Source organism: Cytophagaceae bacterium ABcell3 (assembly GCA_030913385.1).
GTDB lineage: Bacteria > Bacteroidota > Bacteroidia > Cytophagales > Cytophagaceae > ABcell3.
The window spans coordinates 3,269,619-3,293,448 of record CP133159.1; the positions used below are offsets into that span (position 1 = coordinate 3,269,619).

General features: G+C 41.1%; 16 protein-coding genes. 7 read left to right on the forward strand and 9 right to left on the reverse strand.

The features are described from left to right. Positions 1-93 precede the first annotated feature (93 nt). The 4 genes from RCC89_13170 to RCC89_13185 all read left to right on the forward strand — a co-directional run bounded on the left by RCC89_13170 (position 94) and on the right by RCC89_13185 (position 6,624). Positions 94-1,857 (forward strand): DUF262 domain-containing HNH endonuclease family protein, encoded by a 1,764-nt coding sequence (locus RCC89_13170; protein ID WMJ74108.1) that lies wholly within the window; start codon positions 94-96, stop codon positions 1,855-1,857. Further along, positions 1,858-5,103, forward strand: coding sequence for an HsdR family type I site-specific deoxyribonuclease (locus tag RCC89_13175; protein ID WMJ74109.1), 3,246 nt, complete (start codon positions 1,858-1,860; stop codon positions 5,101-5,103). 3 nt (positions 5,104-5,106) lie between these two features. Continuing rightward, positions 5,107-5,784, forward strand: coding sequence for a SprT family zinc-dependent metalloprotease (locus RCC89_13180; GenBank protein ID WMJ74110.1), 678 nt, complete (start codon positions 5,107-5,109; stop codon positions 5,782-5,784). 189 nt (positions 5,785-5,973) lie between these two features. Then, positions 5,974-6,624, forward strand: a complete 651-nt coding sequence (locus RCC89_13185) for a hypothetical protein (GenBank protein ID WMJ74111.1) — start codon at positions 5,974-5,976, stop codon at positions 6,622-6,624. Between the two features lie 1,074 nt (positions 6,625-7,698). On the opposite strand, the gene RCC89_13190 is transcribed toward RCC89_13185, so the two are convergent. After that, complete coding sequence (locus RCC89_13190; protein ID WMJ74112.1) at positions 7,699-8,010, reverse strand: GIY-YIG nuclease family protein; 312 nt, start codon at positions 8,008-8,010, stop codon at positions 7,699-7,701. Between the two features lie 584 nt (positions 8,011-8,594). On the opposite strand from RCC89_13190, the gene RCC89_13195 reads away from it, so the two are divergent. Together RCC89_13195 and RCC89_13200 are read left to right on the forward strand one after the other, a co-directional pair. Continuing rightward, positions 8,595-8,912, forward strand: a complete 318-nt coding sequence (locus RCC89_13195; protein WMJ74113.1) for a transposase — start codon at positions 8,595-8,597, stop codon at positions 8,910-8,912. A gap of 11 nt (positions 8,913-8,923) precedes the next feature. After that, positions 8,924-10,009 carry an IS3 family transposase gene (locus tag RCC89_13200; GenBank protein WMJ75660.1) on the forward strand — a complete coding sequence of 362 codons (1,086 nt, stop codon included), beginning with the start codon at positions 8,924-8,926 and terminating at the stop codon, positions 10,007-10,009. A 200-nt stretch (positions 10,010-10,209) separates the two neighbouring features. On the opposite strand, the gene RCC89_13205 is transcribed toward RCC89_13200, so the two are convergent. From RCC89_13205 to RCC89_13215, 3 genes are all read right to left on the reverse strand, one after another. Further along, positions 10,210-10,521, reverse strand: coding sequence for a GIY-YIG nuclease family protein (locus RCC89_13205; GenBank protein ID WMJ74114.1), 312 nt, complete (start codon positions 10,519-10,521; stop codon positions 10,210-10,212). Between the two features lie 855 nt (positions 10,522-11,376). Beyond that, positions 11,377-12,855 carry a LamG-like jellyroll fold domain-containing protein gene (locus tag RCC89_13210; GenBank protein ID WMJ74115.1) on the reverse strand — a complete coding sequence of 493 codons (1,479 nt, stop codon included), beginning with the start codon at positions 12,853-12,855 and terminating at the stop codon, positions 11,377-11,379. A 371-nt stretch (positions 12,856-13,226) separates the two neighbouring features. Continuing rightward, entirely contained in the window at positions 13,227-13,655 is a 429-nt protein-coding gene (locus tag RCC89_13215) for a Spi family protease inhibitor (GenBank protein ID WMJ74116.1), read from the reverse strand. 179 nt (positions 13,656-13,834) lie between these two features. Between RCC89_13215 and RCC89_13220 the strand changes: the two genes are divergently transcribed. After that, the gene (locus RCC89_13220; protein ID WMJ74117.1) at positions 13,835-14,500 is read left to right on the forward strand and encodes an IS1595 family transposase; all 666 of its coding nucleotides are present in this window, start codon (positions 13,835-13,837) and stop codon (positions 14,498-14,500) included. Between the two features lie 870 nt (positions 14,501-15,370). Here RCC89_13220 and RCC89_13225 read toward each other — a convergent pair. The 5 genes from RCC89_13225 to RCC89_13245 form a co-directional block, all read right to left on the reverse strand. Beyond that, positions 15,371-16,567 carry a DUF2220 family protein gene (locus RCC89_13225; protein ID WMJ74118.1) on the reverse strand — a complete coding sequence of 399 codons (1,197 nt, stop codon included), beginning with the start codon at positions 16,565-16,567 and terminating at the stop codon, positions 15,371-15,373. Next, positions 16,567-20,010, reverse strand: coding sequence for an ATP-binding protein (locus RCC89_13230; GenBank protein WMJ74119.1), 3,444 nt, complete (start codon positions 20,008-20,010; stop codon positions 16,567-16,569). The genes RCC89_13225 and RCC89_13230 overlap by 1 nt, the downstream gene beginning before the upstream one ends. Further along, positions 19,994-20,602 (reverse strand): DUF4194 domain-containing protein, encoded by a 609-nt coding sequence (locus RCC89_13235; GenBank protein ID WMJ74120.1) that lies wholly within the window; start codon positions 20,600-20,602, stop codon positions 19,994-19,996. The genes RCC89_13230 and RCC89_13235 overlap by 17 nt, the downstream gene beginning before the upstream one ends. Further along, positions 20,599-22,041: a DUF3375 domain-containing protein gene (locus RCC89_13240; protein WMJ74121.1), complete on the reverse strand. Its 1,443-nt coding sequence runs from the start codon at positions 22,039-22,041 to the stop codon at positions 20,599-20,601. The genes RCC89_13235 and RCC89_13240 overlap by 4 nt, the downstream gene beginning before the upstream one ends. A gap of 68 nt (positions 22,042-22,109) precedes the next feature. Further along, complete coding sequence (locus RCC89_13245; GenBank protein WMJ74122.1) at positions 22,110-23,699, reverse strand: hypothetical protein; 1,590 nt, start codon at positions 23,697-23,699, stop codon at positions 22,110-22,112. Between the last annotated feature and the right edge of the window lie 131 nt (positions 23,700-23,830).

Consider the following 23,830-nt stretch of genomic DNA (forward strand, 5'->3'; position numbering starts at 1 on the left):
CACGCTTATATTTAGAACTGTTTTAACTGTTTATTCTTAAGTTGAAACCAATTTATTTTATTAATTTATAATTCCCAATCTCTGATTAATATTATGGCACAAACAATTGAAAGCGATAAACTTTTTGTAAAAGACGTTTTTAACAGATGGTATAGAATTCCTGAATATCAAAGGCCTTATGTATGGGGCGCTGACCAAGTAAGTGAGTTACTTGAAGACATAAGTCAAGCGTGTAGCACTAACCCTGAATCTCAATATTTTTTAGGCTCAATGGTTCTTAAACGGTCTAATATTACCGAAGGAAATACAAGGTATGAAGAATATGACCTGCTTGATGGACAACAAAGATTAACAACATTATTCTTATTAACAGCGGTAATAAGGGATTTAACAAATAATACTGGGAGAATTAAAACTTGTGGAGAAACAATTTTCCAGAGGGCTAATCCTGATGACAATGTTCCGGAAAGAATTAGAATTGTTTTTGATATTAGAAATAAAGTAAAAGAATTTGTTGATGATTTTATTAAAACCGATGGAGGTACAGCAAAAGTGCAAGAACTTGCATTATTAGCTAATAAAAAAGATGAAGATATTTCCATTAGGAATATGGCAAAGGCTATTTTGAAAATCAGGGAATATTTTTCTTCACAACATCTAATAGATGATTTTTTTCCATACCTACGAAGTAACGTACTAATGATATACGTTGCTGCAGAGGAGCTGGAAGATGCATTTCGGTTATTTACGGTAATGAATAACAGAGGAATAAAGTTACGTAATAGTGATATTCTTAAGGCAGAAAATTTATCACAAGTGAGTGATAAAAGCAAAAGAAGGAATGCAGCCATACAATGGGAGTGTATAGAAGAATATTTCGGGGAAGATTTTGATAATTTTTTATCTCACCTTCGTACTATGTTGGTAAAGCAAAAGGCTGCGTATAGCTTATTAAAAGAATTTGAAGATAATATTTATTTCCCAAGGGAGTATGACCGAATTACAAAAACTTACCATCCCAAGGCACCTTTATTGACCAAAGGGGAAAATACGTTTAAGTTTATCAACACGCACTTCAAGAACTATCAGGAAATATTTGACAAAGATAATTATGAACTAACCAACAGTTTTGAATTTTACAATCATATTCAATTGATGAGAAAAGGGTTTGAAGCTGATTTTTGGATTGCTCCATTATTAAGATATTTTGAAAAATTCAGGAATACAGGGCTTGTTGAGTTTACAAAAGCTTTAGAGATAAAGTTTGCGGCTGATTGGTTAACAGGTCTTACGCCAACCCACAGGATAGAAAATATAAATAGTATTATCCAGAAGATTGATGTTTGTAAAGAATATCAGGAAGTCTTAGGCTCTTCTGAGATGTCATTTAGTACACAAAACTTTATTAAAGAAATTGCACATGATATATATGGCAGAAGAGCTGCTAGATATATTCTTCTTAAAATTGATTTATTATTCCATGGCCATACCACAAAGTTTGACCCACCAGGAACAACAAGTGTTGAGCATATTTTACCTCAAAATCCAACGGACGGGTCGGAATGGAAAAGTTTATATTCAGAAAGTGAGCATCAGTATTGGAAAGATAAAGCGGGCAATTTAATATTAATATCAAGAAGGAAAAATGCTGCGCAAAGCAATAAAGATTTCAATGACAAAAAAGAAAGGTATTTCAAGAGTAATATAGAGCTTTTTAGTAATTCAATTAGAGTTATGAATGATTTTCATACTTGGAGATTGGTTGATTTAAAACATAATCATATGATTGTTGTGAGAAAACTGGCTCAAGGATTTAATATTACTATTTCAGAGGATGAACTATTAGAATTAACCTAAATGTCCGAATACCTCCACATAGAACAACCCTTCCTTCAGCAGCTCAAAAACCTGGGCTGGCATACCATAGACCAGGGCAAAGGCATTCCCTGCGACCCGGGTAAAAGCTGCAGGTATTCTTTCAGGGAGGTGCTTCTTAAAGACATTTTTACGCAGGCTGTCCGGAAAATCAACCAAACCGAATCGGGTGCGGAATGGCTTACGGACAAACAACTGGAGGATATCCATGACGAGCTGATGGGGCATAAGCTAAAAAGCCTGCTGGAAGCCAACAAGGAGGTATTTGAGCTTATTACCAAAAACACCCGTACAGATAAAAATGAACTGACGGGAGAGGAGTACCCGGTTGTAAAAATTATAGATTTTGACAATCCCTCAACAAACCATTTTCTGGCCATCAACCAGTTCCGCATAGACACACCCGGTACGGGCAAAGGCTTCATTATTCTGGACATTGTACTGTTTGTGAACGGCCTGCCGCTTGTGGTGGTGGAATGTAAAGAGCAGAATGCTTTTACCAGCAATCCGCTGCATGAGGCCATAGAGCAGATACTGCGCTATAGTAATCAGCGGGAGGGCACACATGCCGATGGCCTGAAAGAAGGGGATGAGCGCTTGTTCTGGTTTAACCAGTTTTCCGTGGCTACCCACGGGGAGGTGGCACAGTACGGCACCATTACTTCCAGTGAAAACTATTATTTTGAATGGAAAGACATTTATCCTGAAACATACAAAGCATACCTGCCGCCTTTGGGAAAAGCCCGTTCGCAGGAGGTGCTGGTTCAGGGTATGCTGCCGCCGGAAACGCTTCTGGACATTGTCCGGCATTTTACCCTCTACATGCGCACCAACGACCGGGAGATTAAAATCATTTCCAGATATCAGCAGTACAGGGCTGTTGGTAAAATTGTGGAAAGGCTGCTGACAGGCAAAACACCTTTGGAGCGCTCAGGCGTTGTCTGGCATACACAGGGCTCCGGCAAGAGCCTTACCATGGTGATGCTGGTCAGGAAACTCCGCACTACAGAAGCGCTGAAGGATTATAAAATCCTTATGGTAAACGACCGCACCGACCTGGAGGGACAGCTTGGTGCAACCGCAGAACTTACCGAAGAGAAAGTGGACTATGTACATTCTACCACAGAACTGAAACATAAACTGGCCACCCCGTCCTCCAATCTGGTCATGGTGATGATACATAAGTTTCAGGAAAAAGTACAGACCGACGATACCGAAGTCGGGCAGGCGCTGGCACAGGCCGCAGAGCCGCTGGTAACCTACAACAGGTTTGGCAAGGTCAATCCTTCTGAAAAGATACTCATACTGATAGATGAGGCCCACCGCACACAAAGCAGCGACCTGGGCGACAACCTCTTTGAGGCCTTTCCGAACTCCACGAAAATCGCCTTTACCGGTACGCCGCTGATTACCGACAGGCATAAGAAAAAGACTCATGACCGCTTTGGCACTTATATAGACAAATACAAACTCAAAGACGCCGTAGATGACGGAGCCACCCTGCAGATTCTCTATGAAGGCAAAACCTCGGATGATGCCGTAAGGGACAAACACGAAATGGAGGTAAAGTTTGAGGATTTGGTAAAAGACCATACCAAAGAAGAGCGGGAAGCAATCACCAAACGGTACGGAACTTATGGCGATGTACTGGAAGCAGAGGAAAGAATAGCCGCCATAGCCAGAGATTTGGTAAACCATTACATAGACAACATCCTCTTAGACGGTTTTAAAGCTCAGGTAGTAGCCAGTTCGGTGCTTGCTGCCGTACGCTACAAAAAAGCCATAGAAAAGGCCCTTGCAGAGCGGATAGAAACAGAACGGAAACGCAAAAATCCGGATGAGGAGCTGATAAGGAAAATAGAATTCCTGAAGGTTGAGGTGGTCGTTTCCTCACAGGGAACCAACGAAGCGGCCATTATTACAGAAGCACGGAAGTCCGCCCAGAGAAATAATGCTGTAGATAATTTCAAAGACAAATTTGACTATGAGAAACCGCTTACCGGCATAGCTTTTCTGGTGGTTTGCGATATGCTGCTCACAGGATTTGACGCGCCCATTGAGCAAATCATGTACCTGGATAAGAAAATGAAGGAGCACAACCTGCTGCAGGCCATTGCACGGGTAAACAGAACCGCCTCCGGCAAGTCAAGGGGCTTTGTGGTGGACTATATTGGCAATACCAACAACCTCAAAGAAGCTCTTTCCATTTACAGTTCAGACGACCTTGAGGATATTCTGGATTCCTTTAAACGTACAGATACGGAAATTCCCATTCTGGAGCAAAGGTTTAACCGCCTCATACAGCTCTTTAAGGAAAAAGGCGTGAAGCGCATAAAAGACTATGTGGAGCAGGCAACAGAAGACACAGCCGAACGGCAGGATATCCTGGAAGCGTGCATAGAACTAGCCGCAGATGTGAAATTCCGTGCCGATTTTGATGTTTTTTTCAAGAGCTTTATGGAAAGCATGAACATCGTGCTGCCCAATGCCGCAGCCAATCCCTTTAAAATTCCGGCCAAGCAGTTTGGATATATACTTTTAAAAATCAGAAACCGCTACAAGGACAATTCCATTTCCATAGAAGGGGCAGGGGAGAAAATAAAGCGGCTTATCAACGAGCATGTGGTGAACCTCGGCATCAATCCGAAAATTCCGCCGGTAGAGCTTTTCTCAGAAAGTTTTGAGGAAGAAGTTTCCAAAAACATTTCCCCCAAAGCCATTGCCTCCGAAATGGAGCATGCCATCCGTAAGCACATCAAAGTGAACTTTGAAGAAGACCCGGCGCTGTTTACCAAACTGCACGAAAAACTTGAAGCCATCATACAGCAGTACAAAGACGACTGGGAGCGACTGGTAAAAGAATTCAAGGGCCTGACCAGCGAAGCCCTTGCCGGCAGACAGCAGACAGAAGAAGGAGTAACGGCAACAGAAGCACCCTTCTACGACCTGATGATTCAGATAGCCTGGGGTAAAGAGGGCACACCTTCAGCAGAAGAAAAAGAAAAATGTAAGGAAGCCATCAGTCAGATAATAGAAGAGCTGGCAGGCACCATCGGCATCATAGACTTCTGGAACAAAGGCAAGGAAATAGAACGTACCTCCGGTGAAATTGAGGACATACTGATATTCAGCGGCATCGGAAGGCTTGCTGAAAAGGACAAGGAAATCACCACAGAGATAATGGCTCTGGCGAAGAAAAGGCACCAGGAAATTGTGAAAGGAGCATAATCCATGTCAGAACTACCGGAATATACCATAAAAAAAAGCAAGCGTAAAACCCTCAGCATATACATAGAGCGGGACGGCAGCATTTCTGTGCTTGCCCCCGAAAATAAATCGGATACGGAAATTGAGGAAGTGGTAAAGAAGAAAAGCTTTCAGATATTCCGTTTTCTGGCCGAGAAAGAAGAACTCAACGCCTCCAGAAGCACCCGTGAACCCGTCAGCGGTGAAACCTATACCTACCTGGGCAGAAACTATCAGTTACAGCTGGTGGAAGGGCAGGATGTGCCGCTTATGCTGAAAGAAGGACATTTCCTGTTAAGCAAAAAACACCGTAACGACATACAGGAGGTTTTTAAAGACTTTTACCGGAAAAAAGGCCTTCTGAAAATCAAAAAACGGGTGGATTTTTACAAAGAAAAGATGGGTGTAAGTCCTGCCGAAATCCGGGTAATGGAACTGAAAAACCGCTGGGCCTCCTGCAACAAAAAAGGCGACCTGAACTTTCACTGGAAATGCATGATGGCGCCCCTGTCCATCATAGACTACATCATCGTCCACGAACTCGCCCACCTGCGGCACGACAACCACTCCGAAGCTTTCTGGAACGAAGTGGACAAGGTTATGCCCGACTACCGGGAAAGGAAAAACTGGCTGAAGTTTAAAGGGGCGGGGATGGATTTGTAATTAACAAATTATACATATGGGAAAACTTCTTGTATTTTGTACTTAGTTATTCTTTCAAAAATCAATTAAATAAAAATGTCGTCAAAAAATTCAGAATCAAATTCTTTGATCACCATTTTGGGGCTTATTTCTATTATCATTAGCCTTCATTATTTCTTTTCATACCTGTGGTTAACTGGATTCCTTGAAATGAATAACATTGATCCGTATGGAATAATAAGCTTTGAGGATATCTCTTTACCATTTGGGAAATTGAATATTCTATTATTCACCCTGTCAAGCTCTGGTTTTTTGCTTATTTTCGCTAATCAATTAGTTGAATCCTTCTTTGGATCAGCAGATAGAGAATCAGGACTTAATAATCTAATCAATTTATACCAGAAAATAGTACAAAAAATTAGTTCAAGTGGATGGTATATATTGTTGTTAATAATTGTTATCATTTTATTTTTAATTTTCCAGTACTGTACTTTCCAATATATATCAAATCAGGCTTCCTTACTACTTACTTTCAGTTTTATTATTCTCCTGACAATTGCTCCAATTATTTACATTATGTTTGTAAAGCAGCGTAAATTAATTTTGACGTTCTTACTCGTGTTTAATTTTTTGTGGGCTTATTTTTTTGTTGGTTATATTTTGGAAGAAAGTGCCTCTAAACCTCAGAGTAGCTTTGTCAATGTTAAGTTTGACTATGATAACTCAGTTGTCCAAACTTCAGACAGTCTTTTTTTTATTTATCATGGATACAAATACCTGATACTAAAAAGCAGCAAGGGAGAAAGTATCTTATATCCAGCAGACAAGATTGGGTCTGTTACGTTTTTAAAACCTCAATAAAACATTAGTTAGTGAATTTTTACGGGTACTGTTACTTGCTAACAGACCCCGCAACAGGTGCGGGGAGAGAGCTCTAGTTTTTGTTTCGCTTTATTTTCCTCATGCCAAATTACTATTGGGGACTTTCCCTAAAAAACAAAAATAACCGCCATTGCCGGATCTGTTCCGGCATCTGTGGAGCATTGGCAGAAAAGAGGTTTTTATTAAATGACGTATTTTACGGACACTGCTACCTACCAACAGACCCCGCAACAGGTGTGGGGAGAGTGCAAAAGGTTTATTTTTTCTGCGATATTTTACCGTAAGTAAAACTATTTTGGTGACTCTCCCTGATAAACAAAAATAACAGCCCGTGCCGGACCCATTCCGGCATCTGTTAGACACTGGCAGAAAAGTGGTTTCCTAAATGACGTTTTCTACGGATACTGCTACTTACAAACAGCCCCCGCAACAGGTGTGGGGAGAGTGCAAAAGGTTTATTTTTTCTGCGATATTTTACCGTAAGTAAAACTGTTTTGGTGACTCTCCCTGAAAAACAATAATAACAGCCCGTGCCGGACCCGTTCCGGCATCTGTCAGACACTGGCAGAAAAGAGGTTTCCTAAATGACGTTTTCTACGGATACTGCTATTTACCAACAGACCCCGAAACGGGTGCGGGGAGAATGCTTTAGGGTTTATTTTTCTGCGTTATTTTCCGCATGCAAAACTATTTTGGTGACTCTCCCTAAAAAACAATAATAACAGCCCGTGCCGGACCCGTTCCGGCATCTATCAAGAATTCGCAGATAAGTGGGTTTTTAAATAGACCTACTTTTCAGACACTGCTACTTACAAACAGACCCCGCAACAGGTGCGGGGAGAGAACTAAATGGTTAATTTTTAGGCATCATTTCACCGCATGCAAAACTATTTTGGTGACTTTCCCTGATAAACAAAAATAACAGCCCGTGCCAAACCCGTTCCGGCATCTGTTAGACACTGGCAGAAAAATGGTTTTTCAAAAGACGTTTTCCACAAATACTGCTACCTACTAACAGACCCCGCAACAGGTGCGGGGAGAGTGCAAAAGGTTTTATTTTATCTGCTCTATATCAATAGACGTAAAATTATCATAAAGATCAATCCATTGAGGGTTGGTGGAATGTATTAAATGTTCTTTCCACTTCCTTTTGTATTTTTTTATCTGTTTCTCTCTAGCTAAAGCATCTTTACCATCATTAAATTCTTCAAAATACACCAGCTTGAAAAGATTATACTTACTAGTAAAACCTTTAATTAGCTTATTCTTGTGCTCATAGACCCTTCTTTCTAAATCATCAGTAAACCCAGTATATAGAACTGTATGATTTTTATTAGTAAGAATATAAACATAAAAATTAGCCATATAAAAAAATGATTTCTAACTTTTAACATTAATTAAAATTTGAAAAGTTCAAAGTCTTTTGTGCCTTAACCATCACCTGAAAACTAACATCCTGTCAACCCTCCCTGATAAACAAAAATAACAGCCCGTGCCGGACCCGTTCCGGCATCTGTTAGACACTGGCAGAAAAGTGGTTTTTCAAATGACGTATTTTACGGATACTGCTACCTACCAACAGGCCCCGCAACAGGTGCGGGGAGAGTGCATAAGGGTTGATTTTAATGCGTTATTTTACCATACGCAAAACTATTTGGGGGGACTTCCCCTGTAAATCAAAATTAACCACTCTTGCCGGACCCGTTCCGGCATCTGTTTAGAGCTAGCAGATAAGTGGTTTTTCAAAAGACGTATTCTACGGATACTGCTACCTACCAACAGAACCCGCAACAGGTGCGGGGAGAGAGCTTTAGGATTTATTTTTCTGCGTTATTTTACCCCATGCAAAACTATTTTGGTGACTTTTCCTGTAAATCAAAAATAACAGCCCGTGCTGATTAAGCCCCTTAAAAGATCGGACACAATTATAGTTTAAAATTAGTAATTTTATGTCCGTGAAAAAGAGAACATTTACCAAAGAAGAAAAAGTCAAGATCCTCAAAGAAGCTGAAAGCAATGGCGTTCAGGTGACCCTTGACAAGTATGGAGTATATCCTGCCACATATTACAACTGGAAGAAAAAATTTGAAAGCATGGGCGATGCAGGTTTCCGGCACGGCATGACCCCGGAACATCTGAAGGAAATCAGAAGACTTGAAAAAGAGAATGACTATCTGAAGAAAATAATAGCTGAAAAGGAGCTGGAAGCCCGTTTAAAAGATGATCTGCTAAAAAAGAAGTATCCCTGTCCGAAAAAAAAGAATTAGCTGTAAAGTACATCGGCCAGGGATTAACAAGGGATAGAGTTCTTGAGATTCTACAACTTACAAGGCACCAGTTTTACTATATACCTAAGGCAGGACGCAGAGGCCGTAAGAAAAGCTCTGTGGTCTTCAGGCGTGTTGATGATGAACACACCGAGTGTACAAATGAGGATGTGGTGGCAGAAATTTCCAGAATACAATTAGATCCGGACACAGATTATGGCTATCGGAAAATGACAATACAGCTGATGCTGCTTGGCTTCGTGATCAACCATAAGAAGGTGTACAGGTTGATGAAAAAAGCTTTATTGCTTAAAGCCAGACAGAAAGCAACTGGAAAAACATATATCAAATATCGTATTGTTACACCCGAAGGCCCTCTGGAGGTTCTTGAAATGGATATTAAACAAGTCTGGATCACCAGAGAGCGGCGGTATGCCTACATTCTTACAATTATCGACACTTTTACCCGTGCGGTTCTGCACTGGTCTGTCGGGTTCAGTATGCGAAAAAGTCAGATAAAACAGGCTTGGGAAGCAGTGATAACCGAGCATTTACAAGCTGCTGACCAGCTATCAAAAGGTGTTCATGTGGAGTTAAGGAATGACAATGGACCTCAGTTCAGTGCTGCTGAAATAAGAGGTTTTTTTAAGGAGAATCATATAAATCAGGTGTTTACACATCCATATACACCTCAGGAAAACGGTCATGTGGAAAGCTTTCATAGCATATTGAAGCACGCGTTAGAAGGGCATACGTTCTGGTCCCTTGATGAATTAGAAGAACGCCTGAATGTGTTCTACTACAAGTACAACAACGTAAGGCTGCATTCTTCTATAGCATACCTCTGGCCAATGAAGTTCTGGGAGTTATGGAATGAAGGAAAAGTTATTCGTATTGAAAAAGCTAAAAAAAGAGTTAAATTTAAGCTATCAATACCATATCAGGAGATATCGGGTAATGGGAGCCGGAGGGAAGTTTCCTGCTCAAATACGAGCCCTCTCAATGAGGGCGAGAATTTGCAAAAAGAAGTGAATGGGCCCAACACTCCAAGTTACACGACATCGGTTCAAAGGTCACCGTCAGTCGTTTCCTGCTGATACAAAGATATGGTGGGTGGTAAGAGTAATACAAATTCAAAAATAAAATAGTCCGATTAATAGGGGGCTAAACCACTGCCGGACCCGTTCCGGCATCTGTTAGACACTGGCAGAAATGTGGTTTTTCAAATGACGTATTTTACGGACACTGCTACCTACCAACAGACCCCGCAACAGGTGTGGGGAGAGTGCAAAAGGTTTTATTTTATCTGCTCTATATCAATAGACGTAAAATTATCATAAAGATCAATCCATTGAGGGTTGGTGGAATATATTAAATGTTCTTTCCACTTCCTTTTGTATTTTTTTATCTGTTTCTCTCTAGCTAAAGCATCTTTACCATCATTAAATTCTTCAAAATACACCAGCTTGAAAAGATTATACTTACTAGTAAAACCTTTAATTAGCTTATTCTTGTGCTCATAGACCCTTCTTTCTAAATCATCAGTAAACCCAGTATATAGAACTGTATGATTTTTATTAGTAAGAATATAAACATAAAAATTAGCCATATAAAAAAAATGATTTCTAACTTTTAAAATTAAGTTCAAAGTCTTTTGTGCCTTAACCATCACCTGAAAACTAACATCCTGTCAACCCTCCCTGATAAACAAAATTAACAGCCCGTGCCGGACCCGTTCCGGCATCTGTTAGACACTGGCAGAAAAGTGGTTTTTCAAAAGACGTTTTCCACAAATACTGCTACCTACCAACAGACCCCGCAACAGGTGCGGGGAGAGTGCAAAAAGGTTAATTTTTTCTGCGTAATTTTACCGTAAGTTAAAACTATTTTGGTGACTCTCCCTGTAAAAACAAAATTAACCGCTCTTGCCGGACCCATTCCGGCATCTGTCAAGAATTCGCAGATAAGTGGGTTTTTAAATAGACATATTTTTCGGACACTGCTACCTACCAACAGACCCCGCAACAGGTGCGGGGAGAGAGCTTTAGGATTTATTTTTCTGCGTTATTTTACCCCATGCAAAACTATTTTGGTGACTTTTCCTGTAAATCAAAAATAACAGCCCGTGCCGGCCCCGTTCCGGCATCTGTTAGACACTGGCAGAAAAATGGTTTTTCAAAAGACGTTTTCCACAAATACTGCTACCTACTAACAGACCCCGCAACAGGTGCGGGGAGAGTGCAAAAGGTTGATTTTTCTGCGTTATTTTACCGTAAGTAAAACTATTTTGGTGACTCTCCCTGATAAACAAAAATAACAGACCCGTGCCGGCATCTTGTCAAACGCTAGCAGAAAAGTGGTTTTTCAAAAGACGTATTCTACGGATACTGCTACTTACCGAAAGCCCCCGCAACAAGTGCGGGGGGAGAGCTAAAAAGTTTTATTCTTTCTGCTTTAGTTTACCTTAATGTGAAGATTTTAATATTTTCGTATAATATGTTTGTTCCCCGGATATTAAATTTAAAATATAACTACCTTGATGAAGATTTTGTAGATTTAAAATTTCATTGCTTCTAATGTTATTTTTAGAAAATACAACCCTTCCTGTCATATCATATATTTCAACATTAAAAGATTGGTTTTCCGATACTCCTTTAAAATTAATAGTGTTGTTAAATGGATTTGGAAATACGCTCAAAGGACTTTCAGATAAAGATTTCGTCCTAGAAACCACATTAACTACAAAATCTTGGTTTACTAAATCCGAGCCACATTCATTATCAACAATTAACCGCACAGAATAAACAGAATCTTTCGTGTAATAATGAACCACATCTTGACCGGAACCTGTTGACCCATCACCAAATATCCATGTGTATGAAGATGCATCCTCTGAAGCACTGGCGTCAAAAAAAGCTTGGGCCCCGTTATCGTTCACTTCTAGAAGAAAACTATTGAAGGCGGCTTCAGGTCTGGGCAAAGTGCTTGCTAAGAGGCTGGTTGAAGGTAAACTAGTTTCCAAGTTACAGCTATCGACTACATAAAACTCATATTCTGTACCTGCATTTAAACCGCTAACCTCAAACGGGTTTGAAGTGGTTTCCACTCTAGTTCCTTGTCCTAAAGTAAAACCCGGGGGGCCATATTCTAAATAAGACCTTAGGGAGTTGCTCCCAGAGTCCCAGGAAACAATTATTTCATCGCAATTTTCTTCAACTATTTCTACATTTGATGGCCCTTCACAACTTACAAGTGTAGTATTATAGGTCTCAAGTATTTCTTCATCAGACAATGCTCTGTCATATAGTCTAAATTCATCTAACATACCATCAATTGAGGAATTAGCATCATATCCTCCAACTTTAAAATTATCGCCATTAATTGAAATTGCTGATGTAACATCCGAGGAGTCAACTTTAACTCCATCAAAATAAGCCCTCATTTTACTGGCGCTTTCATCATAAACAAAGTGAACATAACTTGCTTCTGTAGTTGCACCATTGTAAGCAGTGACGTCAGGCATACCACAATCTGTGCATCTAAGCAGCCAATTTCCAGAACCGGCAACCCCATTGGTAAAACACCTGAAACCAGAGGCTGTATTATCGCCAAATGCATATATCATATCTGTAGTATTAATGCCAGATGTCCAAAAGCCAATTGTGAATGAACTGTTTAAAGAGGTTTCCCAGCCTGTGTCAACATAATCAGTTGAACTAAGTGAACCTGTTCCATTCAAAGCAGTGCCAAACATGCCATTCCCTTCAACAGTAAGTCCATTTAATATAGCTGGATTTGAACCCACAGGAGCGCTTGCATAGTTTGTTATTGTATTTTCGGAATCAAATTTATAGTAAATTAATTCCGGAAAGGGTTGGGCATAGGAAAGTTTACTGAATAAAACGAAAAGAAGGATACTTTTAAGAAATATATATTTCAGCATAATAAAATGATTTTATTATGCTGAAATTAAGTTTTTTTTAAAAAAAATCAAAGTAAAATAAGGAGGCTGATTTTTTGGTAAATTGAACATGGTATAGCTGGCTGGAAATTGCCTATGTTTTGCGGTATAAAATATTGAAACTGTGTAAAAACAGTGGATATAAGGTTTAATGTGGGGTAAACCACGCGTCGTGCCACATGCTCTATGTGTTCGGGTGAGATAAGTTTTTGTTTTTATAACCAGCCTATATGGGCTTTTAAAAAAGCCCATATAGGCTGGTTATAAGAATAGTGGGAATGAAGTGTGATTTGTCATATCATTATATGGCACCCCCTGTCCCCATAAAGTTGTCATAAAAGGGCCATACTGCTCTATAATAGTGGTAGATGATTTCGTGTCAAAATCAGAGGTCTTAATACTTTAGCCCATTCAGCATTTACTTCTTCTGGAATTTCATACTCCTCATTATTCCTTACCGACTGTATCTTGTACATCCTTTCAAAGAACCAATCTGCCATGCCTGAAGGAACCGTTTCAGCATCAAAAACCTCCTCGTCCGAAAAACCAATTACCGGCGACTCTTTAGTTGTTGCAGATATGACCGCATATCCTGCTCCTTGAAAACGTACAACATACAAGGCAGGCTCATTCTCCAAATCTGGGACAATGACTACATTATCGATTGTTTTACTTCCCTTTTTTAATGAAGAGGGTTTCTCAATCAAGTCATTTTGATTCACAAAGTTTACAGCTACTTCTTTGGCCTGCTCTACCGAAACATTATGTGCATCATCCGACAAAAAACGATAAGAACCGGAATACCCACTTGAAGACGGCTCTAAACCTGCTTTTCTTTGGCAACTAAAAGCTAAAAGAATTTAAAAAAAAATATTAAAGTTTTAGGATTACCCATTTAAGTATCTAAACGCAGATAAGATGCGTAGCGGCAAGCTATCTTTATATGAAAATATCAATAAATATGAAGATATTCAAAGATTTAAGTCGAGAGAGGTTTAAGGAAAGGTTTCCAGACAGGGATTCTTGTTTACAATACTTAGCAGAATTGAAATGGGCTGGAAATGGATATAAATGCAAGAAGTGCCAAAGTACTAGCTATTCCAAAGGCAAACAGCCTTATAGTAGAAGGTGCACCAAATGCCAATATGATGAATCAGCTACTTCGGGAACGCTTTTTCACAAGATAAAATTTTCAATCGCAGTGGCATTTGAGATTTTATATGAGATAGCTACGAGCAAAAAAGGGGCTAACAGCATTTGGTTGGCAGAGCGGTTCGGTTTACAGCAGAAAACCACATGGTTTTTTCGTCAAAAGGTACAGCAAGCTATGAAAAGCAGCTTAGAGTACCCTCTTACAGATGAGGTACATGTAGATGAATTTGAAATAGGCACTCCTCAAAAGGGGCAACAGGGAAGAAGTGCCAGTGAGGAGAAAGTAAGAGTGGTAATAGCTATAGAACATAGAAACGGAAAGCCAGGAAGAGGTTATGCCCAAGTAATTAAGAATTACTCATGCGAATCTTTGACATCTATATTCGAACAGCATATTTCACAAGATGCAAAAGTAGAAACCGATGGCTGGAGCGCGTATAAGCCTCTCAAAAAGGATTACCCTAACTTGAAATAAAAGCTATCAAATAAGGGTAAAAATTTCAAAATGCTTCACCTTCAGATAAGAAATGTTAAAAACTGGCTTCGGGGAGTTCATGCTTATTGCAACAAAGAGCGTGTGAACAAATATTTACAGGAATACTTCTATAGATTTAACAGAAGAGGTTTCCGCAAATGCAGTTTTGACAACATTTTAGAAAGGATGGTGTCGGCGGTCCCTATTACGCATTTTCAAATTAAAATGAAGCGACCTAAATGGGTAATCCTATAAAGTTTTTTAATAGTTTCATGTTAAAAAATTGTTTTATGAATGCCCTACTTTTTTTTATGGTGTGTTCAGGTCCCGTTTTCACCTTTTTGGGAATTATTCATGAAAAGAAATATGCAGTTTTTGGAAAGAAACCTGTTTGTGGGATTTTCATTAATACAAATACTTGAGGGTTTCCCATAGTGTGCAAACCAGCTTTTCTTAAATAATCCGAAACCAATATTATTAAATAATAATCTGAAAATGAGCAGAAAATGTAGGTATGAGGGTATTGGCTTTACGTAAAGCTTGTTTGGGTTTATTATCGTCAAAAAAGATTTCCCATAGCAAAAAATAACAGCCCGTGCCGGTATCTGTTAAAAATTCGCAGAAAAGTGGTTTTTCAAAAGACTTTTTAAACGGATACTGCTACTCACCAACAGACCCCGCAACAGGTGCGGGGAGAGAGCAAAAGGTTTATTTTTTCTGCCTTATTTTACCGCATGCAAAACTATTTTGTCAACTTTCCCTGACAAATAAAAATAACCGCCCTTGCCGGCCCCGTTCCGGCATCTGTTGAGAGTTGGCAGAAAAGTGGTTTTTAGAATAACGCACTTCACAAAACTGCTACTTCCCAATTTACTTCTCAAAAAGCTTCAATATCATCTCCGCCACATACCCATGAGGTATTTTTTCCTGTTCCAGGCGTAAATTATCCTGTTTCAACAAATGATACACTTCCTGTTCCTCCGAGGTAAGGTGAAGCGGTGTGTCCTGAGTGGTTTCTGTTCCGGCCAAGGCTTCATGCCTGAATTTTTCCAGTGTTGCCTTGTCCATCAGAAAGCTCCGGGTGTGGGGAAAGTACCCTCTTATTTGTGAAAGTATCTGAAAACCCTGTACATCCAGGTCGCCCCAGTACAGGAGTTCGCGGCTGTGCAGCCAGTGTGCATTTTTCAGTAAACCGACTTTAAAACCGCTCCCGAAGATGCCTGCCGAATCTTTCAGCATGGGCAGGGTCAGGAAGTTCATGAGGTTGCTGTAGTTGGTTTTATTTTCAAATACAAAAGCTCTTTTACAGGGCAGGTTCAGGCTGTTAAATGCGCTTTCCGTCACGGAAATATCCATAATGCCGGAAAAACATTGCTCAGCAAGCGCTTCATCCAATATTCGCACCCGGACAAGACTTTCGCTGTACCTAAGGCCGAAGCGTTTTTCAAAATCTTTTACTGCTGTATACTCCTGCTGAATTTTGTCTTCCGGCAGAATGACTGAAAGCAGCTCTGAAAGCAGGGCCTTGTTTTCTTCTATAAATTTGGTGTGTACATTAACCGGCAATTCGCGGATGTAAAATTTTCCGGGAATGTGTTGGTGTTTAAAATAATAGCAAACCTTGAGCAGGGCGTCCCACTGTTTGGCATTGGTGCAGACCTTTAACGGGTTTGATTTCATCCAGTCTTCGAGTTCAGGGAAGCTATTCCTGATTTTTTGTACGGATTCTGCAAATGCTTTAAAATCCTGTACGCTGCCGGTAAAGCGCAGATAGTCTTCAGCAGTCTCAAAAAAGATACGGCTGATAAAGCGGTTCCTTCCGGTACTGCGGAAGTTCTTTTCCGACCATTCAAGCGAATAGCCATAACCTTTATGATCCTTAGAGGATTCCTGTAGTTTGCGGAACTGTTCTGAAACAGAAAGGAAGTTGTTGATCAGCTCATTCTGGCTGACGAGACCAATCTGTGGCACATCCTTAGGAAAATAAGGTGTGCCACAAAGCTCGTGCTGCAGAAAATCTTTCCACCACCGGTCTGCCTTCTGTTTTATTTCCTTCGGCGAAATCATTACAGGCTATTCTGCATTGATGTGAAATAGGCTTCTTTTTCTTTCTTCAGTTCCTCTCTGGTGATGTCGCGTACCATAGACTCCTGACCTGTCGGGTTGGAGACAAAGTGCACGGTATTGATGTACTCCTCAATGATGTTGATTTTCTGCAGTGGCGTAACGATAAGCAGCTGCAGGTTCAGTGTTTCAAAGAGTTTGAGTCCGTAACGGGTACTGTCGTCGGAGCCACGGCCGAAGGCTTCGTCTATTACTACAAAGCGGAAAGAACGGGAGCCAGGGTCATTGCTGGCCAGTCCGAACTGAAAGACAATAGAAGAGGCCAGAATGGTGTAGGCGAGTTTTTCTTTCTGTCCGCCTGATTTTCCAGATGAGTCGCTGTAGAACTCCTTTTCGGTATCGTCTTCTTTATGTCTTTCACTAGCGCCGAAGGTATACCATTCACGTACATCGGTCACGCGGGCGGTCCAGCGGCGGTCTTCTTCTGTCTCACCTTTAAAACGGTCAAGTATTTTCTTTACCTGAAGGAATTTCTCCTCATTGTAGTTGTCTGTTTCACCCACTATATTTTCCAGGCACTTCATCAGGTCAAGGCGGAACTGCCGGATATCTTCTGACAGCACTTTTTCCTCCACAATGCGGATATAGGAAACTGGTGTATAATCTATGCCTTTCAGGTGCAGGTTTATTTCCCTGATTTTGTCCCCGATTTCTTTCTCATAAATTTCCAACTGGTTTTTGAAGATGAGAATACCGTTGATGGTACCTTCCTTCAAAAGCTGGCGGAAGCGTGCCTCATGCCGTGGTATGTCATCGGCCACCAGTTTGTTGTATATGCGTCGGAAGTCTGTCGCTGATTCTATGGAGGCATCCACTTCGGCGGTCTCTGCAGGGTACTCTTTGCGGAAATCAGACATGACCCTGATAATGTTTTCCTGAAGATTGCCTGATTTCTTAGTTTCTTTCTCTATAAGGCCTCCATTGCCGCTGATGCGTGCCAGAACCTGCTTTTCCTGTTTCTCGGCATTGCCCAAAGAAAGGTCTTCAGAAAGGAGGGAGGCGACAAATTCAGCGGCTTTCTCCGGAATGTCTGAAGCGGGCACAGGTATTTCTGTCCACCGACTGACGCAGGCCGGAAGGTCTTCAAAAATATTTTCCTGCGTATCAAAAGCCTGAGCAAGCAGGGAAGGGGATGCACCGGACTTCTCAAGGTTTTCTTTCAGGTTCATCGCTTTGGTGGCAACATCCTGTTCTTTTGCACCGGCCTGTTTCTGTTGCTTATTTTTACGTTCTTCCAGTTTGCTTATTTCCCTGGTAACTTCCCCGAGCTGCTTTTCAAAAGTTTTTATTTCATAAGAGCTTTCCTGCAGGAGTTTCTTTTCTTCTTCAAGATCCTGAAGCTGCAGAAAACTTTTCTTCCAATTCAGTGCCGCAAAGTCATCATATTGCAGAAAATCCCGGGCAGCGTCTTTAAGGCGCCCTTTAGCAGTCTCTTCTTTTTCAAGGTAATAAATCTTATCTCTTAGTGAGTTTATTTCTTTTTCAAGGACATCCAAGTCTTTTTCTAGGGCATATATCTTTTCCTGGTTTGTCCACCCAAGTACAAAGTTTTTACGGTCGAAGACGCTGCGTCTGTCATCTTTCTCATGTTTTACCTTGCCGGATTTAATCTGCCCTTCACGGGTAATGGCGTAAGGCGCTCTTCTAAACTCCTCCAGGCTTTCACAGCAGGTGTAATTATGCCGCTCTTCCAGTTCACATTCCAGCCACTCATAAAATTCGGTATCGGCTTTTATTTCAACCTTGTTTACAAGAGAGTTATCTGCAATATCCCAGCGTCCTTTAGATTCCCTTTCAAGAACCCTGAAGTAAACCAGCTTACCGCGCAGGTCGTTGCTGTTCACATATTTACTAAGCTCATTGTAGTGACGCTCAGGAACCATCATGCTAAGTCCCAGATCGTGCAGCCTGCGTTCTATAGCACCTTCCCAGTCTGCTTCTTTTTCCCGTACCCTAATCAGCTCACCGGCAAAAGGCAGTTCGGTTTCCTCTAGACCAAGCGAATCCAAAATACGCTGCCGCATGGACAGAAACTTTTCCGGTATAAGGGTTTTCCGGCTTTTCAGCGAGGCAATTTCCGATTTAAGGTCATCGGCATCAGATGTCTTCTGGTGCAGCGAAATATTGAGCTTGTTCAACTCATTTCTGATTTCAGAAAGACGGTTGTTAAAACCCTGCAAAAGCCCTGAAACATTTTCACGGTTCTGATGAAAAAGGTTTTCCTCAAGAAGGATATCGAGTTCCAGCGTTTTACAAAGCTGTTCGTATCGTGCGGCTGTGGCCTTTCGCTGTCTATACTCGCCATCCAGGTGATAGATATCTTTCTCAATGCTTTTCAGCCGTTGCCCGCTTTCGGAGTTATCAATCAGGTTTTTCAGTTCCCGCTGGCGTTCCCTGCCATTTTCAAGGTCTTTTTCCGTTTCTTTGATGGCAAGCATCAAGGCATGGTACTTTTCGCCCTGCTGCAAAAGGTCTTTTTTGAGTAAATGAATTTTCTTTTCTGAAAACCATGCCGGCATTATGTGGAGACATTCCTGCAGACGGGTGATTTCGGCGGTTATTTTATCAAACTTGCCCAGGTTTTCAATAAGTGGTTTGAGGATCTCCATCTGCTGGCGGGCTTTTTTGACAGAACTGTAGGCATCTGTCAGCTCCTCATAACGGTTTACCAGTTCGGTTACTTTCTCAGTAATATTGGTCTTGCCCAGCATGTGTTCCCTGACAAACTCGGTAAGGTTACCCACCGATTTCATGGACACGGTCTGATAAAACAGGTCAAGCGCTTCCGGTTGTTTTATCCCGAAAAACTGTCTGAACTTATTGGAGTAATCCGTAAAGGTGTCAAAGATTTCCGTAGCCTCTGTTTTGCGAAGCCGCCTTCTAAGGTTATTGATGTCACTGCCAAAGTCTGTAAAATGGTCTTTGATGGTCAGGGATGTCGCACTGACCACAAAAAACTTTTCCGGCTTGTTGTTTTTCAGCCAGAATACCTGCGCCAGAGAGATCTGTCGGGCCAAACCTTCGTTGTAAAAAGAGGCAACAATTACAGAATATGTATTTTCATCCCTGAGGTAAACATCCTGTGCTTTGGCAGCATGCTCCACTTTTTCATTCTTATAAGCACCGCGTATATAGCTGTAAATGGTTCTTTCTTTAGACTCTGCGCCGGCAGCTTTATTAAAGGTAATTTTATGGTGCGGAACCAGTAGGGTAGTGATGGCATCGGCTAGGGTAGACTTGCCGGAGCCGATATCACCTGTAAGCAGGGAATTGTTGCCAGAAGGACATATCTTCCAGATGTGTTTGGTAAAAGTTCCCCAGTTCAGTACTTCCAATTTGTGCAACCTGAAGCCTGGACGTCCTGAAAAATTAATCTCCGGATTCATGTTCATCTTCCTCTTTTGATATTTTATGTTTGTACTCCCTCAGCTTTTCCTCAGTTTCCTTTAGTTTGTCAATGGTAAAAAAAGCATTAAGAATTCGGCTTACTTCATATTTGTCATCCTCATTCTTGAGTTTTCTCAGGAATCCCATCTTAATAAGCTTGTTGATGTTTTCCCTGATGCGGTCTTCCTGGCGACGCTCATTGCTGGTACCATCGGTATAGAACAGGTTGGTCATATCGGCAATTTGTGCAAAGGAAAGCACAAGCCTGGAAGCACTTCCTTCCAGGTCGCTTTCCAGCAACCTTTTGCGGAGCAGTACCGCCATGATGGTCAGCTGATAGCTCAGCGGGCGTTTGTCTACCAGTTTAGGTAACAGAGTTTCCTCTTCCTGCTCATCGATTACCTGCTGCCTGACAAAAGCATAGCCTTCTGCCTCATCCACAAAAAGCTCCAACCCCATGACTGCAACATAGTCCCGTATTTCGGAGCGATGTTGCAGGAGCAGTTTCCAGGGAGCTTCCTGGTCGCGGTAAAGTATGCCTTTGAGTAGGTGTATAACAGGAATACCTACACTTTTATCGCTGATTTTCATTTTAAGAAAATGGTTTTTGGAATTTCAATTTTACTCATGAGGCCGTCCGACTCATAGTATACGGTCTCCTTGTTGTTGCTGTCGACAATGGCCTTGTTTTGTTTTTCAAGTTGTGTGGCCAAACTAAAGTAGGTTACTATTTCGGTCAGTCCTTTTTCCACCGGTATCTCCCTAACGATATCTCCCAGTGAAACCTGCTCTTTTTCCCTCAAGAGGAACCTGATTCTTTTTTTGAGTTCTTCCGGGTCGACATACAACTGACTGAAGAGAACATTAAAGTTTACCTCACCAGCACCTTCTTCCGGCACTTCTGAACTGATCACAGGTACCTGAGGTGGTGTAAAAGGCTTCTTCTCCATAGGAAGATTTACGCCCGGCTTGTGGTCAATTTCAAGAAAATTCCGTTGAGAAGGAGGATTTAACCGGACTGCCAAGGCTGATTCTTCTATTTTCTGGATAACCTCAGCTATACGACGGTTTTCTAATACAGATGCAGATTCCAGAAACCGTCTCAACTGTTCTGTAAGCAGGTCGGTGGTTTTATTTACACGGTCGCCCGCATTCACTAGGCTGACTTTCAGATTCTCAAGATTTTCAAGCTTTACTTCCTTTATCTCCTTTAGTGCTGTAACCGTTGCAATCATCTGGTCCAGTTCTTCCTGTTTTTCCTGATTCATGAGGAATTCCCAAAAAGCCATAAAGCTTTTTCCCTGGTCGCTGTCCATGATCAGGTCGCGGGCTTTGAAAACATTGTCCAGAAACTTACCCCTTGCCAATTGTTTTTTGATCTGGTCTTCCCGTGCCTGTGTATTTAGTAACCTAAAGTTTTCCTCAATCTGCCTAAAGTCAGACAAAAGCTTGCTGGACGTCTCTTCAAGCAAACCTGTACGTTCACGCACAGCAGTACTGTTCATCACACCAATTTCTCCTGACTGCACCCGGGCTATTTCCTCTTCAATTTCTTTCTTTTGCTTTAAAAGCTCTTCAAGGCGCTTGTCCCTGTCTTCAGAGGTTTTAATGACCAGTTCCTGCAGGAGGTCAAAAATCTGCATAAGGCGGGACTCGGTACCGACAAATTCAGATTTGTTGAACTCTGTTATCCAGCGCAGGGCATTTTCTGTAGAAGGGGTTAGTTCGAAAGTAGCTTCATCAGCATTTCCATCGTAAAACTGTCTCAGAAAACCCTCTTTTGTCCACTGCTCAAGGTAATATTTTGGTGCAGAGGTATATTTCTCCTGCTGTTCATTCAGGTTGAAAAGAAAATCAGACAGCAAAGGGATAAGCTCGCTGCTGAGCCAAGCAGTTCTGTTCTTTGTTTTAAAAGCAAAAAACAGAAAAGAAATTATTAATGGGGCCGTATCTTTTTTGAGTAGAGTAACAGCCTTATTGCTTTCCAATAGCCACTTTACATCATCGTGTGCGGCAAAATTTATTTTCATAAGTGAAATTTACGAAGAAAATATTTCCGATGCCTGAAACTACTATTTTATTATCATACCTAAATATTTTAAATCACCCTCAGCATTCCCGTCAGCTTTTGCCTCCTTTTATATAAGACACAGATTTCTGCAATAATCTCTCTAGCTTTGGGTTCATCAATTTGTATAAGCTGCCTTAAAGCCTCATCAATTTTATAATAGTGATATTCACCCGATGTTTCAAGGTTTTTGTCAATTATTTCGGTAAATAACTTACCGGCATACTCAGGAAAAAGCTTTTTATGTCTTTTGAAGAACTCAAAAGGCTTGTCATTAAAAACCTTACCTCTTTCCTGAAAAGCTATTTCAGCGGCTTCTTTAAAGCGACCATGTCCTTCCAAAAAAAGCACATACTCCATGGAGTTCTTATTCTTCAGAATATTTTCGAGCGCTGGCAAAGCTTCTGGTTTTATTTCATTAATTGTGTTCAGTATTTCAGCATAGGGGTGATCCTCCAGTGCCTCAGTAGCCAAGGCCATAAATCCGGGGTGTTCCGGCCCCAGCAGGTTCAGGTAAGCCTTGTAAACATTACCGGAGTAGATACTATTTTGGCTTAGAAGGCATTGGAATACCTGTTCTGCCTTGTCTGTAAGACCTTTTTCCTGATATAAAGTGGCAAGTCTTAGCCCCTGATCCTTGTCAGTTTCTTCCAGTTTCTCTAGGTACGCTATCTGCTCATCAGAAGAAAATTTACTGGCACAGGCATTGAAAACCCGGGTGGAAAAGGCAGGGGAGAAGTCGCCGTTATTTAAAAGTATCTTTTTCAGCTCCGGCAGATCTCCCGGAGTGTTTATCACATCTGAAAGGCGTATGGTAAGATCTACACATAATTCATACAGTAGTTTGTCCAGGTCGGAAAGAAAGCTTATCCTTTCATTTAATGAAAGTGATTTTGCAAGGTCAACAGTCAGGTCATAAAAATCTTCATTAAAATCGAAATGCTCATCAAGGTAGTGGTCGTAGAGATAACCCTCCGATAAAGCATCTCCTATATGATCAACTACCGTAAATATAAAATCTTTAAGCTGTGGAACCAGATGGTGTTCAAGACCTCTCAGTTTTCCAATGTTTTTATCAAATATGTCTGAGAAATACTCAAGCCCATACTGTTCGGGTTGTTTTGAAACGAGTTCAACAAGCCTTTTCTCAACTTTTTTGAATATTTGTAGTGCTTCCTGCTGGCTAGTCTGTTTCTTTTGAATATCATCAAAAAATTCCTGCTTTGCATGGCTGAGTATAATTTCTATAAGTTCTTCTTTCTCCAAGTTTTCAAGATAACTTTTGTAATCCTGTCTTGTCAGTGCGGCTTGACTTACCGGGACTTCCTCGTTGATTGCGTAAAGAACCAGCGCAGCTATATGCTTGCAGTTTCCCGGAGCAAGGCAATTACACCTGCCTTGAAAGGAGCCGTCTTCTGCAAACCAGGCAGAAGTATCATATACTGCCCGCCCTAAGACCTTACCGGATAGTACAGAGCCGCTGAAAACAGCTTCTTCTACCTGTGCGCCTTCATAGTACGCCCTGCCGTTGTAAAGTGATTTTGACGAAAATATTTCAGCAAGCTGGTCCTGGCCCAAGCTTTTGATATTTGACCGTATAGTTGTTTCCTGAAGCTGCATGACTAATTTCTTTTTTTGCAAATAAATAGTCCCAGAACGCAATCAATCTGCGTGGAGCCATATTTATTACATGAACCCAGTCTTTACTGTCTGAATCGGGATTAACCTGTCACCCTGAGGGACGAAGGGTC